At 58.4% G+C, this 22,529-nt stretch carries 19 protein-coding genes and 1 tRNA gene; 9 read left to right on the top strand and 11 right to left on the bottom strand.

Translation table 11 applies throughout. The features are described 5' to 3' along the window. Nucleotides 1-2 precede the first annotated feature (2 nt). Entirely contained in the window at nucleotides 3-1,424 is a 1,422-nt protein-coding gene (locus ABIQ96_RS21715; protein ID WP_348216740.1) for a hypothetical protein, read from the bottom strand. 165 nt (nucleotides 1,425-1,589) lie between these two features. On the opposite strand from ABIQ96_RS21715, the gene ABIQ96_RS21720 reads away from it, so the two are divergent. Then, complete coding sequence (locus ABIQ96_RS21720; RefSeq protein ID WP_348216741.1) at nucleotides 1,590-2,075, top strand: low molecular weight protein-tyrosine-phosphatase; 486 nt, start codon at nucleotides 1,590-1,592, stop codon at nucleotides 2,073-2,075. 85 nt (nucleotides 2,076-2,160) lie between these two features. Here ABIQ96_RS21720 and ABIQ96_RS21725 read toward each other — a convergent pair whose 3' ends face one another. The 9 genes from ABIQ96_RS21725 to ABIQ96_RS21765 form a co-directional block, all read right to left on the bottom strand. Beyond that, on the bottom strand, nucleotides 2,161-3,093 hold the full coding sequence (locus ABIQ96_RS21725; protein WP_348216742.1) for a hypothetical protein: 933 nt from the start codon (nucleotides 3,091-3,093) through the stop codon (nucleotides 2,161-2,163). 193 nt (nucleotides 3,094-3,286) lie between these two features. Continuing rightward, a complete protein-coding gene (gene eno / locus ABIQ96_RS21730) occupies nucleotides 3,287-4,579 on the bottom strand; it encodes a phosphopyruvate hydratase (RefSeq protein WP_348216743.1) in 1,293 nt (430 codons plus the stop codon). Between the two features lie 40 nt (nucleotides 4,580-4,619). Next, nucleotides 4,620-6,461 carry a GreA/GreB family elongation factor gene (locus ABIQ96_RS21735; RefSeq protein WP_348216744.1) on the bottom strand — a complete coding sequence of 614 codons (1,842 nt, stop codon included), beginning with the start codon at nucleotides 6,459-6,461 and terminating at the stop codon, nucleotides 4,620-4,622. A 71-nt stretch (nucleotides 6,462-6,532) separates the two neighbouring features. Continuing rightward, nucleotides 6,533-7,309 carry a S1C family serine protease gene (locus ABIQ96_RS21740; RefSeq protein WP_348216745.1) on the bottom strand — a complete coding sequence of 259 codons (777 nt, stop codon included), beginning with the start codon at nucleotides 7,307-7,309 and terminating at the stop codon, nucleotides 6,533-6,535. A gap of 2 nt (nucleotides 7,310-7,311) precedes the next feature. Further along, complete coding sequence (locus ABIQ96_RS21745; RefSeq protein ID WP_348216746.1) at nucleotides 7,312-7,791, bottom strand: hypothetical protein; 480 nt, start codon at nucleotides 7,789-7,791, stop codon at nucleotides 7,312-7,314. Next, on the bottom strand, nucleotides 7,778-8,305 hold the full coding sequence (locus tag ABIQ96_RS21750; protein WP_348216747.1) for a sigma-70 family RNA polymerase sigma factor: 528 nt from the start codon (nucleotides 8,303-8,305) through the stop codon (nucleotides 7,778-7,780). Before ABIQ96_RS21750 ends, ABIQ96_RS21745 begins: the two co-directional genes overlap by 14 nt. 52 nt (nucleotides 8,306-8,357) lie before the next feature. Continuing rightward, complete coding sequence (locus tag ABIQ96_RS21755; protein WP_348216748.1) at nucleotides 8,358-8,735, bottom strand: glutaredoxin; 378 nt, start codon at nucleotides 8,733-8,735, stop codon at nucleotides 8,358-8,360. Between the two features lie 61 nt (nucleotides 8,736-8,796). After that, nucleotides 8,797-10,191 carry a class II fumarate hydratase gene (locus tag ABIQ96_RS21760; RefSeq protein WP_348216749.1) on the bottom strand — a complete coding sequence of 465 codons (1,395 nt, stop codon included), beginning with the start codon at nucleotides 10,189-10,191 and terminating at the stop codon, nucleotides 8,797-8,799. Continuing rightward, nucleotides 10,188-11,192: an aminopeptidase gene (locus tag ABIQ96_RS21765; RefSeq protein ID WP_348216750.1), complete on the bottom strand. Its 1,005-nt coding sequence runs from the start codon at nucleotides 11,190-11,192 to the stop codon at nucleotides 10,188-10,190. Before ABIQ96_RS21765 ends, ABIQ96_RS21760 begins: the two co-directional genes overlap by 4 nt. Before the next feature lie 112 nt (nucleotides 11,193-11,304). Between ABIQ96_RS21765 and fabD the strand changes: the two genes are divergently transcribed. From fabD to ABIQ96_RS21790, 5 genes are all read left to right on the top strand, one after another. After that, nucleotides 11,305-12,231 (top strand): ACP S-malonyltransferase, encoded by a 927-nt coding sequence (fabD, locus tag ABIQ96_RS21770; RefSeq protein ID WP_348216751.1) that lies wholly within the window; start codon nucleotides 11,305-11,307, stop codon nucleotides 12,229-12,231. Nucleotides 12,232-12,328: 97 nt separating this feature from the next. After that, nucleotides 12,329-12,405: transfer RNA gene (locus ABIQ96_RS21775), tRNA-Asp, on the top strand. A gap of 102 nt (nucleotides 12,406-12,507) precedes the next feature. Then, nucleotides 12,508-13,905 (top strand): ribosome biogenesis GTPase Der, encoded by a 1,398-nt coding sequence (gene der, locus ABIQ96_RS21780; RefSeq protein WP_348216752.1) that lies wholly within the window; start codon nucleotides 12,508-12,510, stop codon nucleotides 13,903-13,905. Between the two features lie 138 nt (nucleotides 13,906-14,043). Further along, on the top strand, nucleotides 14,044-14,517 hold the full coding sequence (locus ABIQ96_RS21785; protein WP_348216753.1) for a hypothetical protein: 474 nt from the start codon (nucleotides 14,044-14,046) through the stop codon (nucleotides 14,515-14,517). Between the two features lie 52 nt (nucleotides 14,518-14,569). Then, nucleotides 14,570-15,649, top strand: coding sequence for a hypothetical protein (locus ABIQ96_RS21790; RefSeq protein WP_348216754.1), 1,080 nt, complete (start codon nucleotides 14,570-14,572; stop codon nucleotides 15,647-15,649). A 5-nt stretch (nucleotides 15,650-15,654) separates the two neighbouring features. Here the strand turns inward: ABIQ96_RS21790 and ABIQ96_RS21795 are convergent, their stop codons facing one another. Next, a complete protein-coding gene (locus ABIQ96_RS21795) occupies nucleotides 15,655-16,191 on the bottom strand; it encodes a hypothetical protein (protein WP_348216755.1) in 537 nt (178 codons plus the stop codon). Between the two features lie 173 nt (nucleotides 16,192-16,364). Between ABIQ96_RS21795 and ABIQ96_RS21800 the strand changes: the two genes are divergently transcribed. The 3 genes from ABIQ96_RS21800 (at nucleotide 16,365) to ABIQ96_RS21810 (ending at nucleotide 22,423) form a co-directional block, all read left to right on the top strand. Further along, nucleotides 16,365-17,120, top strand: coding sequence for a hypothetical protein (locus tag ABIQ96_RS21800; protein WP_348216756.1), 756 nt, complete (start codon nucleotides 16,365-16,367; stop codon nucleotides 17,118-17,120). A gap of 56 nt (nucleotides 17,121-17,176) precedes the next feature. Then, nucleotides 17,177-19,366: an NAD-dependent DNA ligase LigA gene (gene ligA, locus ABIQ96_RS21805; RefSeq protein ID WP_348216757.1), complete on the top strand. Its 2,190-nt coding sequence runs from the start codon at nucleotides 17,177-17,179 to the stop codon at nucleotides 19,364-19,366. A 108-nt stretch (nucleotides 19,367-19,474) separates the two neighbouring features. Beyond that, on the top strand, nucleotides 19,475-22,423 hold the full coding sequence (locus ABIQ96_RS21810; protein WP_348216758.1) for a PAS domain-containing protein: 2,949 nt from the start codon (nucleotides 19,475-19,477) through the stop codon (nucleotides 22,421-22,423). The last annotated feature ends 106 nt before the right edge of the window (nucleotides 22,424-22,529 follow it).

Raw genomic sequence — 22,529 nt, forward strand, 5'->3', positions numbered from 1 at the left:
GCTCAATTTCCGCCACCGTTAACCCGGCCAGCTCTGCGGTTGCCACCGCCACCATTTCCGCCGCCGCCAGGACCACCACCGCCCCACATGCCGCGGCCTTCGGTGATGCGCTGTTTGGCATCGTCTGAAAGGGTGGTTGACGCTTCGACCGCAGCTTTCGCGGCAGTTGCATCTTCCCGCATCCAGCGCATGTAGGCGATGCCGACCGTGCGATCCCGATCGCCTTCGTCGCCAATGGTTTCAGCGGCTTTGATCAAATCAGCGGGAGCCGTGGTGTTGTTGCTCCAGACGTAGGCTTGGACCGCGCTGTCACGGACTCCTCCTTCGGGGAAGGACTCGGCGTAGGCGAGTGCGGCGGCCGGATTCTGGTTGGTCCAGGTCGGCATCAACTCACGCATCCCATCACGCTGGGCACGCTCGCTGGTTTGTTCCTTAAGAAAATCCGCAGCGGCCTGTGGGTTCTGACGCGAGAGATCGCCCATCACGTCGTTGATCACGCGATCTTTGGCGTCGCCGTCCTCCATCAAGGCAACTTGCTTGGTGGCGGAGACAGGATCGGTATTGGAAAGCCCGCCAATGGCGGAGGCCAGAGCTGCAGCCTGCTCGTCCGCAGGAAGCGTGCCGATCCAATTCTTGGCGGCTACAAAATCTTTGGCACCGTATTGGGCTGCCACCGAGCGGTAAGCACCGGCTTGGTCTTCGGGGTCCATTTGTTTGACCATTTCCGCCGCCTTGGTTGGATCGGTTTTTGCGATTTCGCTAATCACGGAACTCATCGCCTGACCTTTTCCTGAGGTCAGCGAGGAGGCCCAGGCCATGGCCGCGGTGGGATCTTGGCGAGCCCATTCGCTGGCGATGATTCCCGCGCCGTCTTGCCCGCCCATCGGGCCGCGACCGCCACCGCCCATCATGCCCATCATGGCGAATTCACGCGGGTTTTTCGCATAGTATTGTGCCGCACTCGCTGGGTCCACGCTGGCCCAGCTTTGAAGGATGGTTGGGCGAACGAAGCCACCGGCAAAGCCCATGGTGTTGGAAAATGTCATCGCCGCGGTAGGATCCACTTCGGCCCAGCGACCGAAGAGAAGGATCGAAGCCATGATCCGCTCGTTCATCGGTAGATTGTCGAGCTTGGTCGCTTCGTCAGCGAGTTGGTCGGGAGTGAGGCCGCCATAGAAATCCATGAGCGCTTGAATCCGTGCCGAGTTTCCGGGCATCCGGGCGATTTGCTCGGTATTGGCACCGCGGGATTTCTTTGTTGTTTCGGAGGCACCGGATCCTTCAGGACGGGTTGAACGGGTCCGCTGGGCGGACTCTTCAATCGCGGAGTGGCTGTCGCCCGAGCCGGAACCTTTTCCGGAAATATAGCCACCGGCGGCACCAACCACCAACGTGGCAACAGGGATAATCCAAGAATTTTTCATATAATTAGGAAGTAGTGCGGCTTCAACCCCAAGGTCGCCGCATGGTTGCGGAGGAATTTCAAAAGGTGCCGATGCCACCCATCGATCGTCGGAAGCTTTTGAATAGATCCGGCAAAATTTCAATTGTCAGACCGCGATTTTTCAGCGGATTTGGATGCCACACCCATGCCATCCACCCCATCTCCACACCGCGTGCTTTTCGTGTGCCTTGGAAACATCTGCCGATCTCCTGCAGCAGAGATCATTTTCAGGAAACTCGTGGCCGACGCCGGGCGCGAGACGGATTTTGAAATCGATTCCGCCGGAACTATCGGTCATCACGAAGGTGCGCCGCCCGATCCGAGGATGTCGGAATCCCTCAAACGTCAGGGTTACACGATCCAAGGACGGGCAAGGCAGATCCATGCCGCGGATTTGGAACGCTTCGATCTCATCGTGACGATGGATGAATCCAATCTCACCGATGTCCGGCGGCTCGACAAAACCGCATCACTCCATTCGAAGATCCACCCGTTTGTCGGTTTTTGCAGGGATCATGACGATCTCAGGGTGCCGGACCCCTACTATGGAGGCCAGCGTGGATTCGACCATGTCATTAAACTGCTGGAAGACGGCTGCGGAGGAATTCTGGAGTCGCTGGAAAAAGCCTGAAGATCACCCGGACCGTTGTCCGGAAAAAGTCCGGCATGGAGGACCACACCGGACTTCGCTCAATCCTGACTTGCAACGTTTGGATTCAGAATCGCCAGACCAAATCGACGGTCACGCGGTTCTCCATCAGACTGTTGTTTTCGTCGGTTAGAGGGAGTTCATAAGCGACGCCCGCATCGACCGACTCGGAGAGGCGTGAGCGGAAACCAACGGCAGTGGAAACGAAATCGCGGCTGGCCACCGAGTTGGAGGCCCCGAGATTGAAGAAATCACCACCCTCGAATTTCACGATAGAGGAAACGGCGGAGCTGGAGCCGTCGCCCGCGCTGAGAACGTGGAACCAGTTCACCTCGACCAGAGGAATGAACCACTGGCAAACCTCGTAGCTGACATGGCCGCTCATCCACGACTTGGTGGAGAGTTCGCCGGAGAACGGAATTTGCAGGCCTGCACCTCCGGCAAATTGCCATTGATCGACCAGTTTCAATCCGGAAACGATGGCATTCACCATGCCGTCGCCTTCGCCTTGGAAGACGTCACTATTTCCGGTGGGCACTTCGAAGGACAGGGTGCCGCTCACCGCGGTCTTGGAAACGGGATCGAGGATGAACGCGTATTTCACGCCGGCCGCGAGATTGGCGAATCCGCTTTGATCAGCCAGGGTGTTGTCCGGATTCATGTCCACGTAGCCGTCTTTGGAGGCCACGATGGAGAGGCGGTCGTTCAACGCATACTCGAGTTGCAGGGCATACACCTCCACATCTCCGCCGAGCGGCAGGTTGCCGGCCGTGGTGTTGATGTTGCTGGGAAGGCTGTGATAGATGAAAATCGGATGGAGGTTGGTCGTTGGCAGCGCCAGATCGAACAGCGTCGGATTGCTGATCGGACGGCGGGCCTGGGCGAATCCGTCGCTGGAAGCGGTGGCCACCGGGTTGGCGGTATCGGTGACAACGGAGCCGGCGAAAACGAACGAGCTGAGGATTCCGAGCGCGCCCAGTGTGGTGATAGTTTGTTTCATGGTGGTTTTGCTTCGATTTGCGGTGCCATTCTTGCGACCGAACCACCATCGAGCTACGTCCTGCCTGTCTTGCACTGCGCATATTTTGCTTTCTGGCAAATCAGGCTCCGGATCTCACAAAAAAAACGGCGGACCTCGTTAGAGATCCGCCGTTTTTGAATGAAGGGAAGGAGGACAAAAATGTCCCGGCTTCTTACTTGTTGAGCACTTTGAGCTTCTTGATGCCGAAGACGGCGTCATCACCCAGCTCTTCCTCGATGCGGAGGAGTTGGTTGTATTTCGCGATACGATCCGAGCGGCTCATCGAACCAGTCTTGATCTGTCCGCAGTTGGTGGCGACGGCGAGGTCGGCGATAGTGCTGTCTTCGGTCTCACCGGAACGGTGGCTGAGGACGGCGGTGTAACCATTTTCTTGGGCGAGCTCGACGGCGTCGAAGGTCTCGGTGAGGGAACCGATCTGGTTCACCTTGACGAGGATCGAGTTGGCGACGCCCATCTTGATGCCCTTGCTGAGGAAATCGACATTGGTGACGAACAGGTCGTCGCCGACAAGCTGGGTCTTGGAGCCGATCTTGTCGGTGAGGATTTTCCAACCATCCCAATCGTTTTCGGCACAGCCGTCTTCGATGGAGATAATTGGGTAGCGCTTCTGGAGGTCGGCGTAGAAATCGACCAGTTCGGCGGCGGAACGCACGGAGCCGTCACCTTTCTTGAAGACGTATTTCCCGTCCTTGAAGAACTCGGAGGAAGCGACGTCGAGGGCGAAGGCGATATCCTCACCGACCTTGTAGCCGGCCTGTTCGATTGCCTGGCAGAGAACCTTCATCGCGTCCTCGACACCGTCGAGCTTCGGAGCAAAGCCGCCTTCGTCACCGACGGCCGTGGAGAGACCGCGGTCGTGGAGAACCTTCTTCAGCGAGTGGAAAACTTCCGCACCGTAACGAAGCGACTCACGGAAAGTCGGCGCGCCGATAGGCACGATCATGAATTCCTGGAAGTCGATCGGCGCATCGGAGTGGGCACCGCCGTTGATGACATTCATCATCGGGACGGGAAGCACCTTGGCGTTAGGGCCGCCGAGGTATTTGTAAAGCGGGACGCCGAGTTGCGAAGCGGCGGCCTTGGCGACGGCGAGGGAAACGCCGAGGATGGCGTTGGCACCGAGATTCTTCTTGGTCGAGGTGCCGTCCAGCGCGAGCATGGTGGCGTCGATGGAAGCTTGTTCGGTGGCGCAATAGCCGAGGAGAGCTGGAGCAAGCACGGCGTTGACGTTTTCAACGGCCTTGAGCACGCCTTTGCCGAGGTAACGTGCTTTGTCTCCATCGCGGAGTTCGACGGCTTCGTGCTCACCGGTGGAAGCACCGGAAGGAACAGCGGCGCGGCCAATGGCACCACCTTCAAGATGGACATCAACTTCGACGGTGGGATTGCCACGGGAATCAATTACTTCGCGGCCGCGGATTTCAACAATGGTGGTATAGTCCATAATGTTAGCTTTGTGGTTAGGTAAGGTGGGTTTTTGAAAATCAGGGATTGAACGGCTTGATCGAGCGGACCGTCAGGGTCTGCATGACTTCGGTGACTTCATCTCGGATCTCGACGGTGTCGCCCGGCGCGCGGCCGACGAGGGCCTTGCCGACTTCGGATAGATAGGAAACGGTCCGGGTTTCCGGGATGGAATCCCATGCGCCGAGAACGGTCATGACGGTTTCCGCACCGGCGGAGTCTGCGAGAGTGACGACAGTGCCGATGTTGACCTTGCTGGCGTCGGAGCCTTTGAAATCGGTGCCGCGGGCGTTGTTGATCTCCTTGTCCAGCGCGTTGCGGCGATGGCCGAGGTATTTCTCCAGATCCTTGGCGGACTTGTATTCGAAGTTCTCACGAAGGTCGCCGTAGGAGCGGGCGATTTTCACGTCGTTGAGATTCTGCGGGATTTTGTTGCGGATGATGTCGTCGAGTTCGGCCTTTTTCTTTTCGAGGCTCTCCCATGAAACGAGCAGGATTTCATCCGGACGTTTCTGATTGGCTCCGCTGACAAGCTCCGCCGTTTCCGGACGCGACTTGATGATGCGGGCCATGAGGGACTTTTTCTCAAGATCGCCGAAGACCGGGCAATCGAGAAGACGACGCGCAAAATTGCGGGTCTCGTTGATGTCCATGATGGCAACGAGATCTGTTAGCAGGGTCTTATCATCACCAAGGAGAGATTGAAGGCGCGATGTCTTGCGAGGTCCGTCTGAAAGGTGGTCGTTTTCCAGCAAATTGAGCACCGCGGCACCCACATCCGCGCTGAAGACTTCCTGTGAAGATCCCTTGCGCTCGCGGCAAACCCAAATCAAGGCATCCGGTCCCAACGCACGGCGGGCAATGGCCGAGCGGAGGTGGTTGACGAGAGCGGGCATGGACTCGCGTTCTTGAAGAATCCGTGCGATTTCGGTCACGCCACGCGCGCCGACGCTGTCGAAAACCTTCACCATCTTGCTCACCCACACATCGCCGAAGGCATTTGGAAACGCTTCGTAAACCGCACGCTGGCGGCTGGATGGCAGTGCGCCAGCTTCTTCCGCCAAACGAGTCGGGTCGGCTGAAAGCAAGAGATCCGATAGACGAACGGCACTCGGATCCAGCTCAAGCGACTTGGAGGTTCCAATGACCTCATCGCGGGCGGCGACGAGCTGGAGGGCTTGGCCGAGCTGGACGCGGGCGGCCTTTTTTGCACCTTCGTCGATGTCGCTGAGCAAGCGTTTGAGAGCCTCTGTATCGTTCTCGAAAGCGCCGATATCCGCGGCGATGGCTTCCAAAGCGCGGATCATTCCCTTGATGTCGCGGGCGGCTTCGAAATCCGCAACCAAGGCTTCGGCAGGGCTGCGATCGCCGCGGCGGAGAATGATGGCTTCGGTGCGCTTTTGCGGCACCACGGCGAGGCGGCTTTCGCGCAGAGCCTTCTTGGTGGCATCCCACCATTTTTTAAATCCAGCTTCCGGGATCACAGCGCCGGAAAGTTCCTTTTCGAGAGCATCACCAGTCATGCTGCCGCCGTGGCTGCCCAGAAGGTGAACCACCAAGGCGATCGGATCGCTTTTGGAAAGCGTGCGGAGTTCCTCGAGTTGCTCGATTTTCTTCGCCCGAAAATCGTCAGAGCCGATCCACTCGGTCTTTTGGAACGCAAACTGCAATTCCATTGCCTGTCCCGTCGATTTTTCAAAATCGATGGTGACTTTTTTGGCAGGAAGATCCCAGTCGATCACCTTGCCGGCACCGAAGGATTTATGAATACAAAAGTTTCCGGGAGCCAATTGAGAAAGGCGCTCGCCGACCGGTTTGGGAATGCGACCGGCCTCAACCAGCTTCGCCACGTCAGGATGCATGTGGCGGAAGATGGGAAGCCGAGTTGAAAAACGCAAGGCATTCCCTTGATAAATCTGCCAGACCGAGCATTTTACGGATTCGGAAGCGCAGGCGGCACCACGCGTGGGCGCGGCTGACGTTCTGTTTCCGTATTTCCGTCAATCGCTTGATCAAGCGTGCGGCAAAGGACTTGGATTTTCCGCCGCCAGTTTTCGGGGATTTTGTCGAGGCCGCCGTCTTTCGAAAGCTCGCCTTCGTAGATCACCAGGTTCTTAGCTCCTTGGATTTTGATCTTATAAACATCCCCTTCGCGATGGACCGTCGCGGTCCTTTCGTCTTCGGTAAATTCGTCCTCCTTGAAACTGGCGATTTTCTCGGAAACATTCACCACCCGCATCGGCCCGCCGGACACGCCCGGAAGGACGGCCGCTTCGGCGAATTCACCGCCGAACGGACGCACCAACGAAGGTGCCTCGCCGAGTTTCAATTTCAACTCCAGCGGTTTGCCCGCACGGAAGCCGGAAAGCGCCACCTCCTCACCGGGCTTGGCGAGTCGGAGCAAAGTTGCGAGTTGGGCCTCGTTGATCAGCATCTGATCACCAAATTTCCAAATCAGATCGAACTCCTGAAATCCCGCGGCTTTTGCCGGACCGGCTTCATCGACCGATTTCACCACGAAACCGACGCCCGGCGGCAATGACGGCACATGCGCCGTCGTCGTTGCATCCGGCTTCGACACCTGCAGTCCCAGCCAGGCACGCGGTGCCTGATTCGACAGAGCCGGGCGCAATCCTTTCAACTCCGCAGGTTCGGCGGCGGACAGCAATGTCTGCGCGAACAACAGGGCGATGATGTGACGTGATTTCATGGTTAGAATGAACTGATAGGCATGAGCAGGACCTCTTCGCGAGGCTCGGAAATCTGAACGACCATCCCGGTTTCCCGGTCGCGCATCTTGTTTTCCCCTACGACGTTCAAACGCACGGCATGGAGCGCCAAACCGTCGGCATCTTCCTTCCAACCTTCATCGGTCATCGATTCGACACGGTCCGACTGACTGACGAGCACCAGCCCGGACGGCGATTCCTTGGGAAGTGCCACCGCGGTTTGGGATGCGGAAGTATTTTCATGGATCGGAAAAACCGCGCACAGCGCTCCGAAGGCGGCGGCGATTCCACCACCGATCAGCCAGCGGGCCGTCCAATTCACTTGGGAAATCTCTACCACATTCGCAGGCTCGGGACCGGTGAGATCATCGATCATCGCCTCAAGTTCATACTGGCAATCCTGACTCAATGCCGGCGGCATCAAGCGGGCAAGAATGGCTTCAACTGGATCAGGCGCTTGCATGGCGTTCCTCCTTGATGCGGCGCAGTTCGTGCGCCAGTTGTTCGAGTGCGTAACGATAGCGCGAGGCCGCCGTATTTGGTGAAATCGCGAGGGTTTCCGAAATTTGCGCAAACGTCAGTCCTCCCCAGAATTTCATCACCACGACTTCGCGTAATTTCTGACTCAGGTTCTGGACGGCATCGCGCAAAATCATCGCTTCCTCATCCTCCTCAAGCACCGGGTCGAGCCAGACGTCTTGGAAATCATTGAGATAAATCACCGATTCCTCCCGCTTCCGGCGGCGCGACTCGCTGCGGTGATGGTTCAATCCGCAGAAGCGGATCGTCGAAAACACCAGCGGAAGATCCGGCGGAGCACCGCCTTTGTCAGCTTGAAAATTCCACATCCGGAGAATCGCCTCTTGGACGAGATCTTCCGCATCGTGGCGGGAATTACTCCACCCACGGGCGAAAAGAAGCAGCCGGGGACCGTTTTCGGCCAGCCACTGTTTCCATTCACTTGCGGGAGAATTCATCGTTCAGTGGAGAAAATGCCTCAAGCGGATGCTTTTGTCTGAAAAATCGATCTCAGTCGAGAAAACGGATTTTCCCGGGAGTCGGCAAACGGCCCATTGCCATTTCCGCGTGCTGCTCGTCGGTGCAGGACGAGTTGATCGGAGCGTCCGGAGCAGCGTCGTTTTGCTGGAGGTAGCCGTTTTCCAGCATCCACTTTTCCACTTCCTCACCGGAAATATCGGGCAGCATGTGGCCGTCGATTTCGACGCACGGCGAAAGCGGCTGGCCGCTGCGCTGCTCCATTTCCCAACGGAATGCCGGGTTTTTGATGATGTCCTTCTCTTCGTAAGGCAGTTCGTATTTCCGCATGATCGCGCGGATGCCTTCGCTCCAGCCGCAGAAGGTTTTCAAATAGGCGGTGATTTTCGGGGATGAGGTGGTTTCGGACATGTCTTGGATTGGTTGGCGGTAGAATAGTGCGCCGGATGGAAATCGCAAGCGCCGTGCTCGGCTACCCCGCATCGCCGCTCATCCGGGCCGGATCCAGCAATTCCTCCAACTCCGAAGCAGTGATGCCCAACTCCACCAAACGGCTTTCACAAATTTCCCTCACCGGCCGTCCGCTGGCCACCGACTCCTTTGCAATCGCCGCCGCCCGATCATAGCCGATGCGCGGAGCAAGTGCGGTGACCATCGACAGCGACAACTCGATCAGTTCGTTGCAGCGCTTTTCATCCGCTTGAATCCCCTCCACACAACACTCACGAAACGCGTTCGCCACATTCGCCAGCAATCCAATCGATTCCAGCAAACAAGCTCCGAGCAACGGCATCGAAACATTGAGTTCGAGAAATCCGCCAACGCCGCACCACGCGAGCGTCGTTTGGTTTCCCGCGACGCGCGCGGCGACCATCGTGACCGATTCCGACATCACCGGATTGACCTTCCCCGGCATGATCGACGAACCGGGCTGGGTGACGGGCAGCCGGATCTCCCCCACCCCGCAACGCGGACCGGAACCTAACAAGCGAATATCGCTGGCGATCTTGTGCAGGGAAACAGCGATGGTCGCAAGCTGGCCGTGAGCCTCCACACAGGCATCCTTCGCTGCCTGCGCTTCGAAATGATTTTCCGCCTCAAGAAACGGAATCCCGGTAACCTTCGCCAGCAGCCTGATGGTCCTCGCAGCGAACTCCGGATGCGCGTTGAGTCCCGTGCCAACCGCCGTGCCGCCTAACGAAAGTTCCGCCAGCGCATCGACCGCCTTGCGCGCACGGGACGCCGAGAGCCGAGCCTGCCGTGACCAGCCGCCGAATTCCTGGCCGAGCCTAACTGGTGTGGCATCCATCAGATGCGTCCGGCCGATTTTGAGAACATCATGAAACTCGCCGGACTTCGCTTCCAAGGCGTCCGCCAGTTTTTCGAGCGCCGGAACCAGACGATTTGCGATCTCCACCGCAGCCGATAGGTGAATCGCCGTGGGAAACGTGTCGTTGGACGATTGCCCGAGATTCACATGGTCATTAGGATGAACGGTCACTCCAAGTTGGGCGCAGCGGTTCACGATCACCTCGTTGACATTCGTGTTGGTCGAGGTGCCGGAGCCGGTCTGATAGACGTCCACGGGAAATTGCGCGTCGTGTTTTCCATTCGCAATCTCATCGGCGGCTTCCGCAATTTTTGCAGCGAGCGCCGGATCAAGCAGACCGAGTTCCGAGTTGGTGAGAGCGGCGGCCTTTTTGATCATCCCGTAAGCGTGAATGAGCGGCAGCGGCAGGCCGTTTCCGGAGATCGGAAAATTCAGCACCGCCCGCCGGGTGGACGCGCCGTAGAGCGCATCGGCCGGGACTTCCATTTCACCCATCGAGTCGCGCTCGATGCGCATTTTGTTAGGCTGGGTATTCATGGGAGTTTCAGGCAATCCGCCTTCTTGAAAAACAACTTCAAATCGCCATTACATTCGGCAAGCAGTTTTTCGAAAACCGGCATTTGCTGGAAGTAAAGATCCAGCGAGACAATGTGGCCGTTGTTCAGGTCTTCCTCCAGCCAGGATTCGAGGCCGTGACCGCCCCAGCGGCGGCGGAGTTCGCGGAATTGATCGCGCAGTTTTTCGAGAATCGCCGCCTTTCGCGACCGCATCACCGAGGCTGGCTGCCCGGAAGCATAGAGCGTTTTCAGGTTCGCGCGGGCGATGTCGATTTCATGATAGAACTCGCGCCTCCGGACCAGGCGGCCCTCGTATTTCCGAAGGTCGGCATCGCGTCCGTGGAATTTCAACCAGCGCTTCACACCTTCTTCCGCTACGGCGTTCGCGAGCGATTCATTAAACACCGTATCGCCGCGATGGAACACCTTGCGATGCGTGAGTTCATGGAAAAGCGTTTCCGCCAGATCGATGTCCGGATAATCGACGAACGTATTCAACACCGGATCATGAAACCAGCCGAGCGTCGAATAGGCATCCACCCCGCCGACATAAACGTCGTAGCCCTCGTTGCGAAGCTGGCTCGCAAGCGCGGTAGTGTCATCTTCGTGAAAATAGCCGCGGTAGTCCATTTCACCGATTGCAGGATAGAACCAGGTCTTCGGTTCGAGCGAAAACTCCGGTGCGGCGTAAAGCACCCAAACGACGTGCGGGCGTCCAAGGTCTGTATAGCGCCCGTAACTTTCGTCTCCCGGCAGGAGAAGTTGATCGCTGGCGAAACCGCGGATTTCCTCGATTGAAGCAAGCTGGCGGCGAAGCAACGGCGGACTGGCGGGATCGGCCATCACCACTTTGTTAGACCGGCTCCTGGCGAGGATCTCATACTGCCCGCTAACAGCCTGACCGTAGAAATGAACGGTCTGGCAGGAAGAAAGCGCCAGTGCGGCGAAAACGGAAAAAACGAACGTCGAAAATCGGGGCATCAGGTGGATGCCGCTAGAATCGCGTAATTTCAGCAACCCACAAGGCGGGAAGGAAAACCGCGCCGTATTTCCACTTTCCTCGTCGCTTGGATTTACCTAAACCTCGCGGGACATGAGCCAAATCGTTCTTTTATTCTCCGGACAAGGCGCCCAGAAGGTGGGCATGGGCAAGGATTGGGTGGAATCCTCCGCCACGGCCCGCAAAATGGCCATTCAGGCTGACAAGGTCCTCGGGTTTTCCATCTCGGACATCATGTTCGACGGCCCCGACGAGGAGCTGACGAAAACCTCGCGCTGCCAGCCCGCGCTGTATCTTCACGGCTTGATCGCACTGGAATTGATCCGCGAGCGACTGCCGGATTTCGTGCCGGTCGCCGCGGCGGGACTTTCGCTGGGGGAATTTACCGCCCACGCGGCGGCGGGAAGTTTTTCCTTCGAGGATGGACTGCGTTTGGTCGCCCGCCGTGGCGAATTCATGGAGGAAGCTTGTAAAGCGACCGAAGGCTCGATGGCCGCATTGATTGGCGGCGATGAAGCGCAAGTCCGCGCGCTCGCAGCGGCGGCCGACGTCGATGTCGCGAATTTGAACGCCCCTGGGCAGATCGTGATTTCCGGCACGGTTGCCGGGATCGACGCCGCCATTGCCCAAGCCAAGGAATTTGGAATCCGCCGCGCGATCAAGCTGAACGTCGCCGGAGCCTACCACTCGCGCCTGATGCAAAGCGCCCAAGACCAGCTCGCCGCCGAGCTCTCCACGGTCTATATCAAGCCCCCGTCCGTGCCCGTCATTTGCAATTTCGGAGCCTCCCCGGTTTCCGATCCCCCCGAGATCCGCAGCATGCTGAAAAAGCAGGTCACCGGCTCCGTGCGCTGGACGGAATCCATCCAGGCACTCATCGCGATGGGTCACAAAACCTTCCTCGAACTCGGCCCCGGCAAGGTCATCGCCGGTCTCGTTTCGAAGATCGACAAGGAAGCAATCGTCCATTCTGTCGAGGATCTGGCCTCTCTGGAAACCGCCGTTGAAGCGCTTTCCTGACCCTCAAAACGCCACTGAAAAAAAAGTCAGAAAAGGTTAAAAAAGTGATTGCGCAGTCCGGGTCGGCTAAATAGCTTCCCGCACCCGAACGGGACATGGAGCGGTAGCTCAGTTGGTTAGAGCGCCAGCCTGTCACGTTGGAGGTCGCGGGTTCGAGTCCCGTCCGCTCCGCCATCCCTGTTTCGGTAAAATCAACCCCGCCTGCAAAGGCGGGGTTTTTCTTTCTGGTCCTCTCCGGTCTTGTTGCCGGCTCATTCATTCCGCATTCTATTTCCCATGCCCACCGTTGCCATCGTCGGACGCCCTAATGTCGGCAAGTCCGCTCTCTTCAACCGCCTTGCCGGGAGGAAGATCGCCATTGTCCACGACCAACCGGGCGTCACCCGCGACCGCATCGCCGCGCCATCGCAGGCCACACAGGTTGCCTGCACACTCATCGATACCGGCGGTATCGGCGGTGGCATCGAGGATGGTTTCGACGAACAGGTTTCCATCGAAGCGGATATCGCGATGCAAACGGCGGATCTGATCCTCTTCGTGGTCGATGCGCATTCCGGACTGACTGCCGTCGATCAGGCGCTCGCGCAAAAACTCCGCAAGGCCAAGCCGCCCGTCCTGCTCGTCATCAACAAGGTGGACGACGACAAGCACGAGAACTCCCACTCGGATTTCACCCGCCTGGGCCTTGGCAACAGCGTCTTCGTTTCCGCCGAACACGGCCGCAATTTCGGCCATCTCTGCGATGAAATCGACACGGTCATCGCCCCGCTCGTATCCGAAACCGAAGCCGAAGCCGTCGTCGCCGAAGCGGTCGGCATCAAGCTCGCCATCGTCGGCAAGCCGAACGCCGGTAAATCCTCGCTGGTCAACGCGATCCTCAAAGACGAGCGCACGATCGTCTCCGAAATCGCCGGCACCACCCGCGATGCCGTCGATCTCCCCTACTCGTTTGCAGGAGAAAATTTCACCCTCATCGACACCGCCGGTCTCCGTCCGCGGGCGAAGCGCGACAACTCCGTCGAAGTCTTCTCCGCCATGCGCACCGAGAAGGCGGTCCGTCGCTCCGATCTCTGCGTGCTCGTCATCGATCTGGCAGCAGGCATCACCTCCATGGATCGCAAGATCGCGCAGCTCATCATGGAGGAGAAAAAACCCTGCCTGATTGTTCTCAATAAATTCGACCTCTTCCACCCCGGAGCCAACCGCACCGCGCGGTTGGAAGAAGCGACCGAGCACGTCAAAAAGGAACTCTTCTTCCTCCACTACGCCCCCTTCGTCGCCTGCTCTGCGAAAACCGGCGGCTCCGTCGAGCACGTGCTCAAGGAAGCCCTGAAAATCAAAAAAGGCGCGCAGAACATTCCCGGCACCGGCCAGCTCAATCGCATACTCCAAGGTGCCTTCGAAGCCACCCCGCCGCCGATCGACAACAAGCTCCGCAAACGCCTCAAGCTCTATTACGCCACTGCCGCCGTGGAGGAGAAATACAGCGTCATCCCGGTGCCTACCATCGTCCTCTTCGTCAACGACAAGCGCCTCATGGCCCAGAGCTACGAGTCCTACATCGTCAACAAATACCGCGCCGCCCACCCGGCGCCGGGCATTCCTGTGGTTCTATCAGTCCGCTCGCGTTCGAGAAAAGAATGGGAGCCGAGGCAGAAGCCGCAGGGGCATTGAGGTAAGCAGAACGGCGATCCATCAGAATCGAAGGTGGAATTAACGGGACTTCCTTTTCTGCTTTGCCAACAATGACGGTTCCCGTCATCAGGATTCAGCTTGACGCCTGTCTGCTAGAGAGATCATTTTGATTACGACATGAAAAACAAAGTATCTCCCCTGATTATCGCCCTCGCCCTCAGCTCCCTACCCGCCATCGGAGCGGAAAAATTAGATGGTTCGTTGAAAATCCTCTCTCTGAAGACGGGCAAGGAGATCACCAGTGCGAGAGTCGGCCAGGACGTCAAATTGAAACTCTCAGTGACTGACATCCAGCTCATTGCAAACAAGAATGTCACCCTCACCTACGTTCTTTCCGTGCTGCCTACCGGCTCGAACACGCCGGTAACCCTGTCCGGGAAGCTTGCCGCACTCGCCACCCTGCCTGCGGACTCGGGCGGAGCGGCGAAGACGAAAAAGGAATTGAACAATTTGTCAGGTGAACAGTCATCCGTGGAGATCCTGACCATCCCTGATTTCATGCCTGCGGGAAAGGCAACCCTAACGATCACCCTCAGCGCAGCCGGAGGGGGAGCGGTCAGTGTGAACAAGACGCTCAATATCCAGCTCTGAGTATTCCATCCGGCATTTGGCATTCGCCGGTCGTTGGTTCCCACCTCATTCGATGAATTTCCGTCGGCTGGCACTTCCGCTTTGGTCAATTGCGTTGTTACCCGCGGTATCCGGCATGGTGGACGCTGCCGGAAGTTCCGCAATGATGTCGAAAATCATGCGTCCCGGCATGGGGTTGAAGGATTTTTCCTATCAGATCAACTCCCGAGACGGGAATCAAGGACAGGTGCTGGTTGCCAAAAATGCCGAGATCCGGGATCCGGCCAATCTCATGTGGATCGACGGTTTTGCCTTCCGGGGAGGAGGTGGAGATCGTTCCTATTCGGTCACGGCTCCGGAGGCGGTTTATGATTTCATGACGGGCACGCTTCAAACGCGAGGACCCTTCCAAGGGAACGCGCTTGGCATGCGTTTCGAAGGTTCGCGACTGACGGGTGAAGTGAAGTCGCGGAGATTCGACTTTTCGGACGACTTCGAAATCCACCTGAGCTCTCTGGTGAAACCACCTCCGCCCGCAGGAGATGAGACATGGGAAGAACTCACATGCGCTCCCCCTTCCCCCTTTCGTCCCGGCCGCCATCTTTCCGGCACGGAGATGACTCCCATCGGACAGGTTCAGGATTTCGCAGGGGATCTGACGACATTTCTCAAATGCTGGAGTCGGGTGACGGAGGAGCTGGTTCCGAATCAAACCGGCATTCGCCGGGCTTCGGACTTCATGATCATGGGACGTCAGGGAGGGCAAATCGATCTTGGCATATTCGAAATGGATCTCGTAGGACGGACGGCCATTCTCGCCCCGAAGTCATGCCTCTTCAGCCTGGGTGGCATCCGTATCCGCGAGACGGTCGTGGAACTGGAGCGAATGATGCATCTCACTGGAAGCGGCGGAATTCAGGCGTGGATGACTCCTTCCGCTTCCGAAAAAACATTGATCTGTTCTGACAAATTCGAATTTGTGAGTGATCGCCGGATTTTGCAGTTCGAGGGTGGACCGCTGACGCTGTGTCGCAGGGGAATCATCCTGCAGGCCAGCGAGAGTTGGCAGTTTGTCCGTATTTTCGACGGTGGCCGGGTGGTGCTTAGTCCGGGAAACTGGAAAACACTGGGTGCGCTGGCGACATCGGATTGATCCGCTCAGTGCTTCGGTTGGCTCGACAGCCAGGCCCGGGCGTCAGATGCGTTAGAAAACCGTGTCCCGGTTTTGTTTTCCAACCGTGCGGCAGCCATGTCGCGGATGACGTCGGATGGATTGGATAGGGCTTCCGCACAGAGGGTGAGTGATAGCTCCGGGTCGCTGTCCTCGGAATACACGAGACACCATTGGGCGACTTCGACACCGCCCTCCCGGCACCATTTTTTCAGCACACCGGCCACCAAGCCGAGTTGGCGAGTCTCCGCCAGAGTGGTCAGGGTTTCTTCGATGGCCCCGAGTTTTCCGGCGGCGAGTTCGTCTTCAAGACGGCGGCTGGCAACAGTGTCGGTGACCGATTCCGGCTGGGATATGCGCTCCCGCTTCCCGGAATTGAATGACTGCCGGGTCGCCCCGTCGGTAAGAGGTTCGGTGGAAGAGGATGCGGAGACACCGGGACGTGTGGTCGGCTGATCCGTTTTCCCGACTACCAGAACAAACACGCTTATCGCACCGGCAATTAGCAGCCAGCCAATGATCATCCGGGGATTGGTTCGATTGAAAATCATCATCGTCTCGGGCGAATTCAGCCTGCGGTGATTGTCGAAATGAAGTCGATGCCAAACGCGGCTCGGCTTGATGCTTGTCAAAAAAATCACACCGCGACGTTAGACAAGCGGATGAGTTTGTGTATGTCATCTGCTTCCACATGCCCATGCCACCCCGATTTCCACTGATTTTTCTGCTCACCGCCGCCTCCGCTTTCCCCGCATTTGCCGAAACGAGGCCGTGGAAGAGCGCCGACGGAATGAAGACCGTCCAAGGGGATTTCGTGAAGCGTGACGCCGCCACGGTCACCATCCGCCTCGACAGCGGGAAGGAAACGACCATCGAGTTGACCAAGCTTCACGCCGACGAAACCAAATGGCTGAACGCAAACCACTCGCTCACTCCTGTCGGGAATGGAGACCCCGATCCGGCAGCGGTTTTCGACACCCTGCTTTTCGGCGACAGCCGCGAGACGGTGGAAAAAAAACTCAAAGCCAGCAAGATCGTCGAAATGACCACCGACGAGGCATTTCTCGGCCGCTCCGGACTCAACGGAGTCTTTTTCACCCGCCAGAAAATCGGCAAGGTCAAGGCCTCGCTCTATTTCGACTGGACCGATGACGGAAGCCTCAAGGAACTCACCCTTCAAACGGAACTCCTTCCAGACACCGCCTACAAGAGCGACCTCGAACCCACTTGGACGGCGATGGTCGAGCTCCTGAGCACGCTCTACGGCCAACCGGTGCAAAAAGGACCGATGCCGGCGATGTCCAGTCTCTCCGACGGAACCTTTTCCCCATCCCACCTGTGGGCGCTCGAAAGCGGCGGAGGAGCCCTGCTCGGGACGGCCCGCGACGGGAAAAAATACCAACTCGTCGTGCGCTTCACGCAGAAAAAGATCCAGCAAGTGGAAGTCCCATGAGCCGGCCGCACTGACTCGGTTCTTGAATTGCCGCCCGCCAAACCGAGACTCCCGCCATGGCCGATCTCGACCTCTTTTCCACCCCGCCGCAACCCGATCCGCAGGAACGGATCCTTGCCCTGCGATCCTCGCTCGATCACCACAACCGGCTCTATTATAACAAGGCCACGCCGGAAATCTCCGATGCGGAATACGACAAGCTCTTCCGTGAACTGGAGGACCTGGAACAAAAGCATCCCGAGTTCCATGATCCGAACTCCCCCACCCTGCGGGTCGGCGGCGCCCCCATCGAAGGCTTCCAACAGATCAAGCACGCGGTCCCGATGCTCAGCATCGATGACGTGTTCGAACTCAGCGCCGAGAGCATGGAAAAAGCAGGGGCCAGTCGCCCTGAACAGGAATTGATCGACTTCTATCAGCGGCTTCAAAAGAATCTGAAACACGAAGACGTCGCGATCACCATCGAACCAAAAATCGACGGAGCCGCCGTTTCCCTCCTCTACCGCGACGGTAAACTCGCCTACGCCGCCACCCGCGGCGACGGCCAAACCGGCGACGATGTGACGCATAATGTGCGGACAATTCGTAACATCCCGCTCGTTCTTCCCTCGCCGCATCCTTCACTGCTGGAAGTCCGTGGCGAAATTTTCATGCCGAACGAAGCGTTCGCCGCGCTCAATGCCGAACGCGACGAAGCAGGGCTTCCCACCTTCGCCAACCCGCGCAACTCCGCCGCAGGAACGCTCAAGCTGCTCGACCCGAAAATCGTCGCCAAGCGTCCGCTCGCGTTTCTCGCCCACGGCCTCGGCGCTTACGACGGTCCGTCGCTGGAAACCGAACATCAATTCCACGATCTGTTGGGAGCTCTAGGCATCCCGCAGAATCTTCCGATTCTCAATGCCGGCAACCTCGAAGAGCTTCTAGCAGCAGTTGCACAGATCAACATCAAGCGCCACCACTTCGACTACGGCACCGACGGCGCGGTCATCAAGGTCCTCGACCGCGCCGAGCGCGAGCAACTGGGCTTCACGTCCCGTGCCCCTCGCTGGGCCGCCGCTTACAAATTCCTTCCCGAGCAAAAGGAAACCACGCTCAACAACATCATCATCCAAGTCGGGCGCACCGGGGTCCTAACACCCGTGGCCGAGCTGACACCCGTGCTGGTTTCCGGCTCTACGGTTTCCCGCGCCACCCTTCACAACCAGGACGAAATCACCAAAAAGGACATCCGTCTCGGAGCGACGGTGCTCATCGAGAAAGCGGGCGAAATCATCCCCGCCATCGTCAAGATCATCCGCCACGCGGACGGTGCGGTTCCCTATTCGCTCTACGACAGCGTCGAAGGAAAATGCCCGTCGTGCGGCGGCCCGATTTCGCAAGAAGAAGGGTTCGTCGCCTGGCGCTGCACGAACTTCGCCTGTCCCGCCCAAGCGGTCACCAGCATCAAACACTTCGCTTCCCGCAAGGCTCTCGATCTCGACGGACTCGGTGAAATCGTCGCCGAGGCACTCGTCCGTCATGGACATTGCACGACGCCACTCGACCTTTTCCGCCTCACTGAAGAAACTCTGGCCAATCTCAATCTCGGCACCGACGAATCTCCGCGCCGCTTTGGAGAGAAGAATGCCGCCAAAGTTCTATCAGCGCTCGAAGCGGCGAAATCCAAGCCACTTCACCGTTGGCTATTCGCGATGGGGATCCGCCAGTTAGGCGAGTCCGCGGCGAAGGAACTTTCCCGCCTCCATCACACCATCGGCGAAATCGCGGACTCCGAAATCCTCGCGGAACTCCTGCGCGACACCCGCGCCACCGCGAAGAAGCAGAACGAGTTCCTCGCAAAATACTCCATCACCGGCGACGTCGGCCCCGCGGTGGCGGAGACGATCACCACGTTTTTCAAATCCGAAGCAGGCCGGCACGTCCTCGCCCGCCTCGCGGAACTCGGCATCGATCCGGTTTCCGACAACTACCTGCCCGTCGCTGCCGAAGCCGATCTATCAGCCATGCCGCTCGCCGGAAAAACCTTCGTCATCACCGGCACGCTGAGCATGGACCGTGACGCGATGAAGGAGTTCATTGAATCCAAAGGCGGCAAGGTCAGCGGTTCCGTTTCCGCGAAAACCAATTTCGTCCTCGCTGGCGAAGGCGGTGGTTCGAAGCGCGACAAGGCGGAGAAACTCGGTGTTGCGATTCTCGATGAGGCGGGACTCCAACAGTTGCTCGCCGATTCCCCCTCGCAAGACTAGGGGCGCGCCGGGTTTCTACCACAACCCGTTGATAGCTCCAGGGCGCGACGAGAAATGTAGCGACTTTTCAAGGCGACCAGTCATTGTATCAGCCTCTGGGCTCTTCAAATGAAACTCCCGACCTACAAGAGGATTACCGCCGCTTTTGTCCTCGCGCTGCTGCTGCTGGCCGGGGTCGCCGCAATTTCGTTTCACAGCACGATGCGGATGACGGCCGATGCACGGCGGGTTGAACACTCCCAGGAGGTTATGGCGGTCATTGAGAAGCTGGTCAAAATTGTCAGCTATGATTCGGTGAGTCACCGTGGATTCCTGATCACCGGCGACGAAGAATTCATGGCCAAACACCTGCAGGCGGTAATGGACCGGGATGCCGCCATGGCGCAATTGAAATTGCTGGTCACCGACAGCCCTTCCCAGATGCAGCGGCTGTCGGAACTCGGGGAAGGGATCGCCGACCGGGAGCAACTGGCCAAGAACCATGTCCAGTTGCGAAGGAAGGAAGGCTTCGAGGCGGTTCAGAAAAACGTGGCCACCGGGAGAGGCGAGAGGATGCTGGAGAGAATCTATCGAGTCGCCACGGAAATGTCGGACCACGAACACACGCAGTTTGAAAGACGGTTGAATAAAAGCGAATCCAGCACTCGCGCGACCCGCTGGGCGGTTGTATCCGCGAGTTTGACCGCGTTCGCCCTGGTCGGAGGAGCCTTCTGGCAGCTTGCCAGGGAACAAAAAGAACGCCGGAAAGGCGACGCCGCGCTGCGCAAGAGCGAGGAACGCTTCCGCGCGCTCGTCACCGCCATTTCCGACGTGGTCTATCAGATGACTCCGGATTGGAGCCAGATGATCCAGCTCCAAAGCCGGGATTTTCTCGCTCCTACCGTCGAGGCTAACCGCAACTGGCTCAAGGAATACATCTATCCGGACGATCAGCCGCAGGTCATGGCGGCCATCGATGAGGCCATCCGGACCAAGAGTACCTTCCAGTTGGAACACCGGGTCCGACAGGCGGACGGCAGCTTGGGCTGGACGATCTCGCGAGCGGTTCCGATCCAGGATGCCACCGGGGAAATCGTCGAATGGTTCGGCGCGGCAAGCGATGTCACCCCGCGCAAACGGGCGGAACAAGCGCTGGTGGAGAGCGAGGAGCTGCTTCGTTTCGCCATGGAGGCGGAGAAAACAGGCCTCTGGCGTATGAATTTCGCCGACGGCTCGGTCGTTCGTTCTCTCAGGCATGACCAGATCTTCGGATATGAAACGATGCTGCCCACGTGGACCCACGACGATTTCATGGCGCATCTCGTGCCCGATGATCGCGAGGAGGTCGCCCGGCTATTGGAGGACGGGTTCGCAACGCAACTGGGCTGGGATTTTGAATGCCGCATCCGGCGCCGCGACGGGAATGTCCGCTGGATCCGGGTATGCGGGCGGGCGCTGGGGGAAATGTCGGGCCCATCAGCCACCTATGCAGGCATCATTCGTGACATTACCGACAACAAAATTGCGGACGAGATGGCGCACCAGCACGAGCAATTCAAAGCGGCGGTTCTGGATGCCATTCCTGCGGAAATCGCCGTTCTCGACCGGTCCGGCAATATTCTGGCGGTGAATGAATCCTGGCTTCGCTTTGGACGGGAAAACGGCAGCCCGTCCCACAAATCCGCCAGACTGGATTCCAATTACCTCCATGTCATAGCGAATTCCGCGCGCGCTGGCGATCCGCTTGCCGACGAAGCGCTTGCGGGAATCGAATCCGTCCTCAATGGACGCGCGGGAGAATACTATTTGGAATACCCGTGCGATTCTCCGACCGAAAAACGCTGGTTCCTCATGCATGCAAGCGCCGCACCGGCGAATGTCGGGGGGGCCATCATCGCCCACACCAATATCACCCGGCTCAAAGTAGCCGAGCTCGCCCTATCCGCACGCACCGCCGAACTGGAAACGGTCATGCGGGAAGTTCCGGTGGCCATCTTCATCGGCCGTGGCGCGGGCTCCGAATTCATCACCACGAATCCCACCGGCAGGAAATTGCTCCGTCTCGGCGAGCAATCGGACATCTTTCTCCACTCGCCCGACATGGACTTCCGGGTTTTCCGCGAAGGTCAGCTACTGAGCGCCGAGGAGTTGCCGATCTCGAGGGCAGCGTCCACCGGGCAGCCCGTTGTCGACTCCGAGCTGGAACTGGTATTCACAAACGGGGACATTTGCCGGATTCTTGGAAATGCCATTCCCCTCTTCGACGCCAAAGGGAACGTGACCGGCAGCCTCGGAACCTTCGTGGACATCACCGAACAAAAAGCTGCGGAGGAGGCATTGAGGAATTTCAATGCCAAGCTCGCCGAATCCGTGGTCGAGCGGACAACAGAACTCCGCAGCACGGTCCGCGAACTGGAGAGCGAAATCGCCGCGCGCCGCCGGCTGGAAGGCGAGATCCTCAAGTTGAGCGAACGCGAACAAACCCGGCTGGGCCAAGACCTCCACGATGATCTCGGGCAGCAGCTCGCAGGGATCGGCATGCTCTCCCAAGTTCTGGTCAGCCGGCTTCAGAAAGAGGTTCATCCATGCGCCGCGGACGCAGAGCGCATCGCCAGTTGCCTCACCCAGAGCATCACCACCACGCGCAATCTCGCGAAATCGTTCTATCCGGTCGAACTGGAGCGAGGTGGCCTGATCCTCGCGTTGCAGGACCTGGCCCTGAGGACGGAGCTGTTATCCAAAGTGTCCTGCAAGGTAACGGCAGCCGACGAATTCAGCTTCGGAAAGCCGACGGAGATCCATCTCTACCGCATCGTCCAGGAGGCCATCAACAACGCGCTCAAGCACGGGAGCGCGACCCACATCCAGATCGCATTTCTACAGGAAAACGGCATCCTAACACTCACCATTACGGACAATGGCATCGGCTTCACGCCACCGGAGCCAGGCGGGGAAACCGGCATGGGCCTGCATATCCTCCAGTATCGTGCCGCCCTGATCGGGGCCGGAATCTCTGTCCAACGAGGCATCCCGGACGGCTGCGTGGTCACCTGCTCAATGCCGGTTCCCGTAGTTTGAGAAGAGTTTCATCCCAAGGGCGATGTGGGTCAAGACGACCACGCTCTATCGCCGGAGGTGCGACCACCCCGGATTTGTGCGATTTTCGCATGAATCGTTGGGGATT

It is taken from the genome of Luteolibacter sp., assembly GCF_039920825.1.
Classification (GTDB): domain Bacteria; phylum Verrucomicrobiota; class Verrucomicrobiia; order Verrucomicrobiales; family Akkermansiaceae; genus Luteolibacter.